A 9,012-nucleotide genomic window follows, 5' to 3' on the forward strand; every position below is an offset into this window, starting at 1 on the left:
CACCAGACCATCGAGAGCCAGCTAGCCGAGCTTCGGCGATACGCCCAGGCCCACGACCTTGCCATCGCCGGAGAATTCGTTGACGACGGCTACAGCGGCACCCTGCTGGCGCGGCCCGGTCTCGACGCGCTGCGCGACAAAGCGCGCCAGCGCGTCGCCGAGACCGTGCTTTGCCTCTCGCCTGACCGCTTGTCGCGCACCCTCGTCCACCTGGGCATTCTCCTGGAGGAGTTGCAGAACAACGGGACCCGCGTGGAGTTCACCAACCAGCGGCTAGATGACACTCCCGAGGGTACGCTGCTTCTCCAGATTCAAGGCGCGGTGGGCGAGTACGAGCGCGCCAAGATCCTCGACCGCACCCGCCGAGGCCGACAGCACAAAGCCCGCAGCGGCGCCTTCATCGGCGGCGTCGCCGCCTACGGCTACACCTACGTCCCCGCCAAAGGCGCAGCCCCCGCCCATTGGGAGATCGACGAAGCGGAAGCCGCCGTCGTGCGCGACATCTACCGCCTGTTCGTCACCAAGGAGCTTCCCGTCTGCGCCCTCGTTCGGGAACTGGAGGCCCTGGGCATTCCCACCCGCAGCGGCAACCAACGCTGGATACGCTCCACCCTGCACAAGATACTGACCAGCGAAGCCTATATCGGGACCGCCCACCTCTTCAAGACCTATCCTGCGGCCCCAGAGTGCCCCAGGAAGGCCGTTCAGTACCGCAAGAACCCCAAGACCAGCCGGGGCCGCCGCGACCGCCAGGAATGGGTACCTATCGCCGTTCCCGCCATCATTGACCGCGCCACCTACGACCGCGCCCAAGCCATCCTGCACAAGAACGCGCATCTCGCCGCGCGCAACAACAAGCGCCACCCCTACCTGCTGCGCGGCCTGCTCAAGTGCGGCACCTGCGGCAAGCCGTATATCGGCGGTTGCATCGGCGGCTACACCTACTACGGCTGCAATCGTCGCCCTGCCCGCGATGCCGACTGCGCGTCGCGCTACGTCCGCACCGACCGCATCGAGCCTGCGGCCTGGGACACCATCCGCCGCCTGCTCGCCGACCCCGAGCTAATCCTAGCCCAATTCGAGAAGCAGACCGCATCGCACGCAGCGGCCAGGGAGCACGCCAGGAGCAAGCACGCCAAGCTTGAGCGCCAACTGAAGGGCACCGACGCCGAGGAAATGCGCGTCGTACGCCTCTACCGCGAGCAGAAGATCACCGACTCCCTGCTTCAGGCCCAACTGAAGGAAGTGCGCGCCAAGCGCGAGACCACCGAGGCGCAGCTTGTCGCCCTCGCCCCTTCACTTGACGCGCCCGAGCTTACCGACGACACGAGAGATGCCATCCGCGCCTTCGCCGAGGACCTGCGCCGGGGCCTGGACAACGTAACCTTCGAGGAGAAGCAGAAAGTGCTGCGGCTGCTCGTTGACCGAATCGAGATCAATCCCGACGCCAAAGGCGGCACCCTCTACGGCGTTATCCCTCTCCCTCAGCAGGATTGTACCGGATTGCGTCTAGACTACCGAGGGAGTCGAGCGACCGAGGCTTGCCCGCCGAAGGCGGGAATCCCCTACGAGGGATGCCCAAGGGCAATCATTCCAGCCGCGAGCAACCCCGGTAGGGGATCCTTCGTTTCGCTCAGGATGACATGACCGAGCAGTATTGTGGTTAGACCCGGATTATGCGTGGGGTGACATCACCCGCCGCGTGACCGTGTCACGCTCGCTATGCGTAGTCCGGGTTAGCGCCTTGGTGTCTTCGTGGTTCGCATCCATGCTTTTTCGAAAACGATCACGCCCGCGCGTTTGCGTCATCGGCCTCGACGGCGTGCCCCATGACCTGCTTCGCCGCCTGGCCGACGACGGGGTCATGCCCGCAACCGCCGGGCTGCTGGGCGGCGGCCACCTGCGGCGCATGACCGTCTCCCTGCCGGAGATCTCGGCCGTGAGCTGGTCGAGCTTCATGACCGGCGCCAACCCCGGAACCCACGGCATCTTCGGCTTCACCGATCTGAAGCCGCAATCGTACGAGCTGCGTTTTCCCTCCTTCCGCGACCTGGCGGCGCCCACTTTCTGGGATCGCCTGGGGCAGGACGGCAGGCGCTGCGTCGTCATCAATCAACCTGCCACCTACCCCGCGCGCGAGATCCCGGGCGTCCTCATCTCCGGCTTCGTTGCCATTGACCTGCGCAAGGCGGTCTATCCGCCGGCCCGCCTCGCCCCGCTCGAGCGCATGGGTTATCGCATTGATGTTGACTTCTCGACGGTCGAGGATTTGCTCGCCACGCTTGCGCCCACCCTCGCCGCGCGCGAGCGCGCGGTGGACTATCTTTGGGAGGGCGAAGATTGGGACTACTTCCAGGTAGTCATCACCGGCACCGACCGCTTGCACCACCTGCTGTGGGACGCGGGGGCGCAGACGGATCATCCGCACCACCAGGCATTCCTCGACTACTATCGCGCGGTTGACGGCGTCATCGGCCGGCTGCGAGAGCGCTTCGAACGGCTGACCGGCGACCCGGGCGGCCTGTTTCTGCTGTCGGATCACGGGTTCGGCGGGATCACCCGGGAGGTGCGGCTCAACGCCTGGCTGCGCGAGCACGGGTACCTGGAGTATGCGAAGGCGGAGCCGGCGTCGGTGGCCGACCTCGGCCCCGCCACCCGCGCCTTCGCCCTCGACCCCGGGCGCATCTACCTCAACCGCGGCGGCCGCTTCCCCCGCGGCACGGTGGATGACGACGAGGCCCCGCGGCTGAAGGCCGAGCTGCAAGCGGCGCTGAAGGACCTCGAATACGACGGACAGCCCGTGCTGCGCGAGGTATTCGACGCCGCCGACATCTACGCCGGCCCGCTGGTGCAACGGGGTCCCGACCTGGTGTGCCTGGCGCACCGCGGTTTCGACCTCAAGGGCTCGGTCAAGCACCGCGAGGTGTTCGCGCACAGCCGCTTCCAGGGCATGCACACCTGGGACGACGCCTTCTTCTGGTCGGCGTCGCCGGTCAAGGACGACCTCAATATCGCGGACCTGGCCGAGATCGTCTGCGCGCCGCTGGCGCGATGAGTCGTGCCCGGCGGTCACGGGTATGACCTCTCTTAGTGGGGATGGCTGGGCGACGCACTGGAATGTAGCCCGGCCGCCCTCGGCTGGGAGGGGGCGCACGCCGTGCGCCCCTACGAGTCTTCCTACCTATCCGCACTCTCTGAGGTCACACCGGCGGTCACCCGACGGTAGCGCGGGCGCCCGGATAGGGGTACAATGTGAAGTGTGAGTAAGGGCTCCGCATGAGGATCACCCGTCTTCCGTATCTCGGCGGCGCAGTGGTCGCCGCGATCGCCCTCACCGCCGCACCCGCCCACGCCTACATCGGCCCCGGGGCCGGGTTCGCGGTGCTGGGGTCGTTCCTGGTCGTCATCATCACCCTGGTGCTGGCGGCGTTCACGCTGGCGACCTGGCCGCTGCGTTACCTGGTGCGGATGGCGCGCGGGCGGCGCGCATATGCGCGCAGCAAGGCGCGGCGTTTGGTGATCGTCGGGCTGGACGGCCTCGATCCGCGCCTGGTGGAGCCCATGATGGCCGCGGGCGAGCTGCCCAACCTGGCGCGGCTGAAGGAAATGGGCGGCTACTCCCGTCTGGAGACCACGACGCCCCCGCTGTCCCCCGTCGCCTGGTCGAGCTTCCAGACCGGGGTCAATCCCGCGCGCCACAACATCTACGATTTTCTCGCCCCCAACCTGAGAACCTACCTGCCCCGGCTGTCGTCCACCGAGATCACGCCGCCGCGCCGGTCGCTGAAGCTGGGCAAGTACCGCCTTCCCCTGGGCCGCCCGGGGCTGCGCCTGCTGCGCCGCAGCCAGCCCTTCTGGAAGCTGCTGTCCGCGCACGGCATCTGGTGCACCATCCTGCGCGTGCCCATCACCTTCCCTCCGGAGAAGTTCAACGGCCTGCTGCTGTCGGCGATGTGCGTGCCCGATCTACGGGGCAGCCAGGGCACGTTCTGCTTCTTCACCACCGGCGGCGATGGGCAGCACACCGGCGGCGTCCGCATCGCCTTGCGCCGCAACGGCGGGGGATTCGCGGCGACCCTGCCCGGCCCCGTTAACCCGCGGTCCGATGACGGCGCCGAGATCGGCGCCCCCTTCGTCTTGACCCCACGTGACGATGGGGCGATGCTGCGCATCTGCGGGCAGCGCGTGCGCCTGGCCACGGGGCGATATTCCGACTGGGTGCGCCTGACCTTCAACGCCGGGCTCGGGGTCAAGGTCAGCGGCATCTGTCGCTTCCTGCTGAAACGGGCCGCACCCGAATGTGAGCTCTACGCCACCCCCGTCAACATTGACCCCGAGCGCCCCGTCATGCCGGTATCGCACCCCGTCACCTACGCCATGTACCTGTCGAAGCTGCTGGGGCCCTACGCCACCCTCGGCCTGGCCGAGGACACCTGGGCGCTCAACGAGCGCGTGATTGACGAGCAGGCATTTCTGGACCAGTGCTATCTCATCCACGACGAGCGCGAGCGCATGTTCATGGATGCGCTGGACAAGACACGGCGCGGGGTGTGCGCGTGCGTCTTCGATGCCACCGACCGCATCCAGCACATGTTCTATCGCTACCTCGATGAACGCCACCCCGCCAACGCCGACAAGGACACGGCGCGCCACGCGGGCGCGATCGCGGACATCTACCGCCGCGCCGACGATCTGGTGGGCCGAATCCTGCGGCGCGTGGATGCGCGCACGGTGCTGCTGGTGCTGTCCGATCACGGGTTTCGCTCGTTCCGGCGCGGGGTCAACCTCAACTCGTGGCTGCGCCGCGAGGGCTACCTGGCGCTCAAGGATGACGCGGCGGACGGCGAGTGGTTCGCCGGCGTGGACTGGGAGCGCACACGGGCTTACGCAATGGGCCTGGCGGGCATATACCTGAACCGGCAGGGGCGGGAGAGTCGCGGCACGGTCGCCCCCGAGCAGGCGGCCGGCCTGCGCCGCGAGATCGCGGCCAAGCTCTCCGGCCTGCGCGATCCCGATACCGGCGAGGTGGCGATCAACCGCGCGTTCGCGGCGGCGGAGGTCTACGTCGGCCCCTACATCGGCGAGGCCCCGGACCTGATTATCGGCTATAATGAAGGCTACCGCACCTCCTGGGACGGCGCGGTAGGCAAAGTGACCGGCGTCGTCTTCGAAGACAACACCCGCAGTTGGAGCGGAGATCACTGCATGGACCCGGCGTTGGTGCCGGGGGTGCTGTTTTGCAACCGGCCGCTGGCGGTCGAGCGGCCGCGGATGACGGATATCGCGGCGACGGCGCTCGACCTGTTCGGGGTCGAGGCGCCGGCGTACATGGAAGGGAAGCCGCTGCTGGCGTGAGCGGCGGCGGCGCTCAACCTGAACGGTAGCGCAGGCGTCTCGCCTGCGGGCAAGCACATGTCCGGCGATACAGAGCACAAGCGAGAAGAGAAGCGCGGGCGCGGCCTCACGCGGCGGGAGCTGCTCAAGCGCGCGGGCGCCGCGGCCGCGGCGCTGTCCCTGCCGGCGGCGGGGGTGTTGGGCGGCTGCGCCCGGCGCCGCTCGCCGCGGTCGAAAAAGGTGCTGGTCATCGGCCTCGACGGCATGGAGCCGAAGATCGTCGAGCGCATGATGCGCGAGGGGCGGCTGCCGCATTTCCGGCGGCTGGCGGAGATGGGCAGCTTTGGGCGCGTCGGCACCAGCCTCCCCCCCCACAGCCCGGTCGCCTGGGCCAACTTCGCCAGCGGCGCCAACCCCGGCGTCCATGGCATCTTCGACTTCATCGCCCGCGACCCGGAGACCTACCTGCCTCACTTATCCATTGCCAGAGTGCGGCCCGCCGACCGCACGCTCAAGGTCGGCAACCTGGTGCTGCCGCTATCCGGCGGCAAAGTCGAGCTGCTGCGGCGCGGACCCGCCTTCTGGCAGACCCTGGAGGAGCATGGCCTCCCCTGCACCATCTTTCGCCTGCCCTCCAACTTCCCGCCGACACCCTCCGGGCGCGCCCTCGCCGGCCTCGGCACCCCCGACCTGCTCGGCACCTATGGCACGTTCTCGTTCTACACCAACGCCCCGCCGCCCAACCCCGATGACGTCTCCGGCGGCAACGTCTATCCGGTCACGGTCAATGATCACACCGTCCGCACCCGGCTCCACGGGCCGCCCAACGACCTGTGCAAGGGCGCCCCCAAGACCGGCCTCGACCTGACCATCCACCTCGATCCCACCGCGGCGGTGGCCAAGATCGCCCTCGCGGGCAAGCAGGTGCTGCTGCGGCAGGGCGAGTGGAGCGAGTGGGTGCAGGTCAAGTTCCCCATGCTGTGGGCGCACGGGGTGAGCGGGATCTGCCGCTTCTACCTGAAGTCGGTGCGGCCGTATTTCCGGCTCTACGTCACGCCCCTCAACCTTGACCCGTCGGCGCCCGCGCTGCCCATCACCACCCCCGCGAGCTACGCCCAGGAGCTGCACCGGCGCTTCGGGTTCTTCTACACCCAGGGCATGCCCGAGGACACCAAGGTCCTCTCCAGCAAGCTGCTCGACGAAGACGAGTACCTGCAGCAGTCCGGCCTGGTGCTGGCCGAGCGGCTGGATATGTTCGACTACGAGATGGAGCGCTTCGATGAAGGGCTGCTCTTTCTCTACCTGTCCAACACCGACCGCCACGGCCACATGTTCTGGTGGCCGCGCGATCCGTCGCATCCGGCCTACGACCCCACGCTCGCGGCGCGTTACGTCTCCGCCATCGAGGACCTCTACCAGGCCATGGACGGCGTGGTGGAGAAGGCGCTGCGCAAGGTGCGCGGCGACGATCTGCTCATCGTCCTCTCCGACCACGGGTTCGCGCCCTACTATCGCTCCTTCCAGCTCAACAGTTGGCTGCGCGATAACAAGTACCTGGCGACGTGGGACACGGGCGCGAAGCAACCGGACATCTTCGCCGCCGCTGACTGGGGCTACACCCGGGCCTACGGGTTAGGCCTGAACTGCCTCTACCTCAACGTCGCCGGACGCGAAAGCCAGGGCACGGTCCGTCCCGGCCCCGAGCAGGACGCGCTGGCGCGGGAGATCGCCTCGCGCCTGCTGAGCGTGCGCGACCCTCGCAACGGCAGGCAGGTCATCTCCAACGTCTACCCGGCCAAAGAGAACTACACCGGCCCCATGGCCGACCAGGCGCCGGACCTCATCATCGGCTACAACCACGGCTACCGCGCCTCCTGGCAGACGGCGATCGGCCAATACACCGACACCGTGCTCGACGACAACACCGGCAAGTGGAGCGGCGATCACTGCATAGACCCGGTGCACGTGCCGGGGATGATATTCAGCAGCAAGCCCGTGCGCGCGGCGCGCCCGGCGCTCCACGACCTCGCGCCTACCATCCTCGCCGACTTCGGGCTGGAGCCGCCGGACGAGATGACGGGGAGCAACATCCTGTAGGATTGAGCGCTGTGGCTAGGGCCGACGAGTCGGCCCGCCACGGCGGCCTTTAGGCCTAGCCGCCAGCGGGAGGTGATTATGTTCGGTCGTAAGCCCAAGATTGATCCGGCTCTGCTCGACCAGGCCAGGCGCTACGCGGAGCTGGCGGGCTACTCGTCGGTGGACGAGTTCATCGAGCATCTGCTGGCGCGCGAGATCGCCAAGCTCGAGGAGTCCGACTCCGAGGAGGAGATCAGGCGCAAGCTCCAGGGGCTGGGCTACATCTCGTGAGTGACCGCGGGGCGCCTTGACTGCGACATGATTCTGGTCAACTCGATAATGAACGCCATCTTCGATGTCATCCTGCGCCCGTTTGCGGGGCTGAGCCCGTGGTACGGCATTGCCGCGGTGTCGCTGGTTACGGGGGTAGTGATGCTGCTCGTCTTCCGCTACACCTCCAACCAACGCGCCCTCCGCCGGGCGAAGGATCGCATCCGCGCGCACCTGCTGGAGGTGCGCCTCTATCGCGACGACATGGGGGTGCTGCTGCGCGCACAGAAGGATATCCTGCTCAACAACCTCGCCTACCTGGGGCATTCGCTGCGGCCGGTAGCGGTGATGATCGTGCCGGTGGTGCTCATCCTGGTGCAGCTCAACACCCGCTACGGATACCGGCCACCGCGTCCAGGGGAGGCGGTCATCCTCGCCGCCTGGTTCGAGCCCGGTGCCGACCTCATTGCGCACCCGCCCAGATTGATCGCCCCCCCCGGCCTCAAGGTCGAGACCCCGGCCCTGCGCATGCCGGCGCTGCACGAAGTAGACTGGCGCATCGGCGCCGAGCGCCCGGGGGCCTACGTCGTCCGTCTTGTCACCGCCGCCGGGGAGGTCGAAAAGCGGATCACGGTGGCGTCGGGGTGGGCGCGCGTCAGCCCGCGGCGGGTCGGCTCGGGGTTATGGGAAACGCTGCTCAACCCGGGGGAAGCGCCCCTGCCCGCGGGGGCGGCGGTGCGCGAGATCACCGTCGGCTACGCCCCCGCGGCCCTCCCCCTGTGGCGCTGGAACGTGCACTGGCTGGTCGCCTTCTTCGTCCTCTCCATCGCGTTCGGGTTCGCGCTCCGGGGCGTGTTTCGGGTCGAGATATAGATGTGGGACAGCCGCCGCTAGCTGTACTGAGAAAGCTTGCGAACAATACGTCGGGGGAACATATGCGCGAGCAGCTTCTGAGCAAACTCGTCACACAGCTCAATCTCGTGGGCAACGATATAGCGGACCTCCATCTCAGCCGCCACATTTACCGTCGCGTAACGGAAGTCGCCGGCAGTAATCCGCGCTTTCAGCGGCCTAGTTACCTTTTCGACCGCATCCACCGCTGGTATGCTGTGTACACTTGTATCAGCGTGCGCCGCATACTTGATGCGCACCGCAGCGCGGTGTCGCTGAGGAGAATCGTCAAGAAGCTCCTATTGAGTCTCGCATAATACCTTATATAGTTCAGGATAGAGTCCAGAGTGTTTGAGGAAAACGAAAGCCAGGTCGTCTGTGCGCCGCACCCGCCGGATGCCGCGTCGCACTTGTGCCTCCAACTGGCACAGGTCGTCGGGC

7 protein-coding genes are annotated in these 9,012 nt (G+C 67.4%); 6 read left to right on the plus strand and 1 reads right to left on the minus strand.

Annotated features, from left to right (window positions below; all coding sequences use genetic code 11):
• The 6 genes from VM221_00315 to VM221_00340 all read left to right on the plus strand — a co-directional run.
• Window positions 1–1,647, plus strand: a 1,647-nt coding sequence (locus tag VM221_00315; GenBank protein HUT73262.1) for a recombinase family protein, incomplete at its 5' end; no start/stop codon positions are given.
• Window positions 1,648–1,768: 121 nt separating this feature from the next.
• Window positions 1,769–3,055, plus strand: a complete 1,287-nt coding sequence (locus VM221_00320) for an alkaline phosphatase family protein (protein ID HUT73263.1) — start codon at window positions 1,769–1,771, stop codon at window positions 3,053–3,055.
• A 221-nt stretch (window positions 3,056–3,276) separates the two neighbouring features.
• The gene (locus VM221_00325) at window positions 3,277–5,355 is read left to right on the plus strand and encodes an alkaline phosphatase family protein (GenBank protein HUT73264.1); all 2,079 of its coding nucleotides are present in this window, start codon (window positions 3,277–3,279) and stop codon (window positions 5,353–5,355) included.
• 57 nt (window positions 5,356–5,412) lie between these two features.
• Window positions 5,413–7,431: an alkaline phosphatase family protein gene (locus tag VM221_00330; protein ID HUT73265.1), complete on the plus strand. Its 2,019-nt coding sequence runs from the start codon at window positions 5,413–5,415 to the stop codon at window positions 7,429–7,431.
• A 78-nt stretch (window positions 7,432–7,509) separates the two neighbouring features.
• The gene (locus VM221_00335) at window positions 7,510–7,701 is read left to right on the plus strand and encodes a hypothetical protein (protein HUT73266.1); all 192 of its coding nucleotides are present in this window, start codon (window positions 7,510–7,512) and stop codon (window positions 7,699–7,701) included.
• Window positions 7,702–7,728: 27 nt separating this feature from the next.
• Complete coding sequence (locus VM221_00340) at window positions 7,729–8,553, plus strand: hypothetical protein (protein ID HUT73267.1); 825 nt, start codon at window positions 7,729–7,731, stop codon at window positions 8,551–8,553.
• Window positions 8,554–8,570: 17 nt separating this feature from the next.
• Here VM221_00340 and VM221_00345 read toward each other — a convergent pair whose 3' ends face one another.
• Entirely contained in the window at window positions 8,571–8,777 is a 207-nt protein-coding gene (locus VM221_00345) for a hypothetical protein (protein HUT73268.1), read from the minus strand.
• Window positions 8,778–9,012: the final 235 nt, after the last annotated feature.

It is taken from the genome of Armatimonadota bacterium (genome assembly GCA_035527535.1).
Lineage (GTDB): Bacteria > Armatimonadota > Hebobacteria.

Coding starts and splice junctions, on each gene's coding strand:
- VM221_00330 (HUT73265.1), top strand. CDS start 5,413: ATGTCCGGCGATACAGAGCACAAGCGAGAAGAGAAGCGCGGGCGCGGC.
- VM221_00320 (HUT73263.1), top strand. CDS start 1,769: ATGCTTTTTCGAAAACGATCACGCCCGCGCGTTTGCGTCATCGGCCTC.
- VM221_00325 (HUT73264.1), top strand. CDS start 3,277: ATGAGGATCACCCGTCTTCCGTATCTCGGCGGCGCAGTGGTCGCCGCG.
- VM221_00335 (HUT73266.1), top strand. CDS start 7,510: ATGTTCGGTCGTAAGCCCAAGATTGATCCGGCTCTGCTCGACCAGGCC.
- VM221_00340 (HUT73267.1), top strand. CDS start 7,729: ATGATTCTGGTCAACTCGATAATGAACGCCATCTTCGATGTCATCCTG.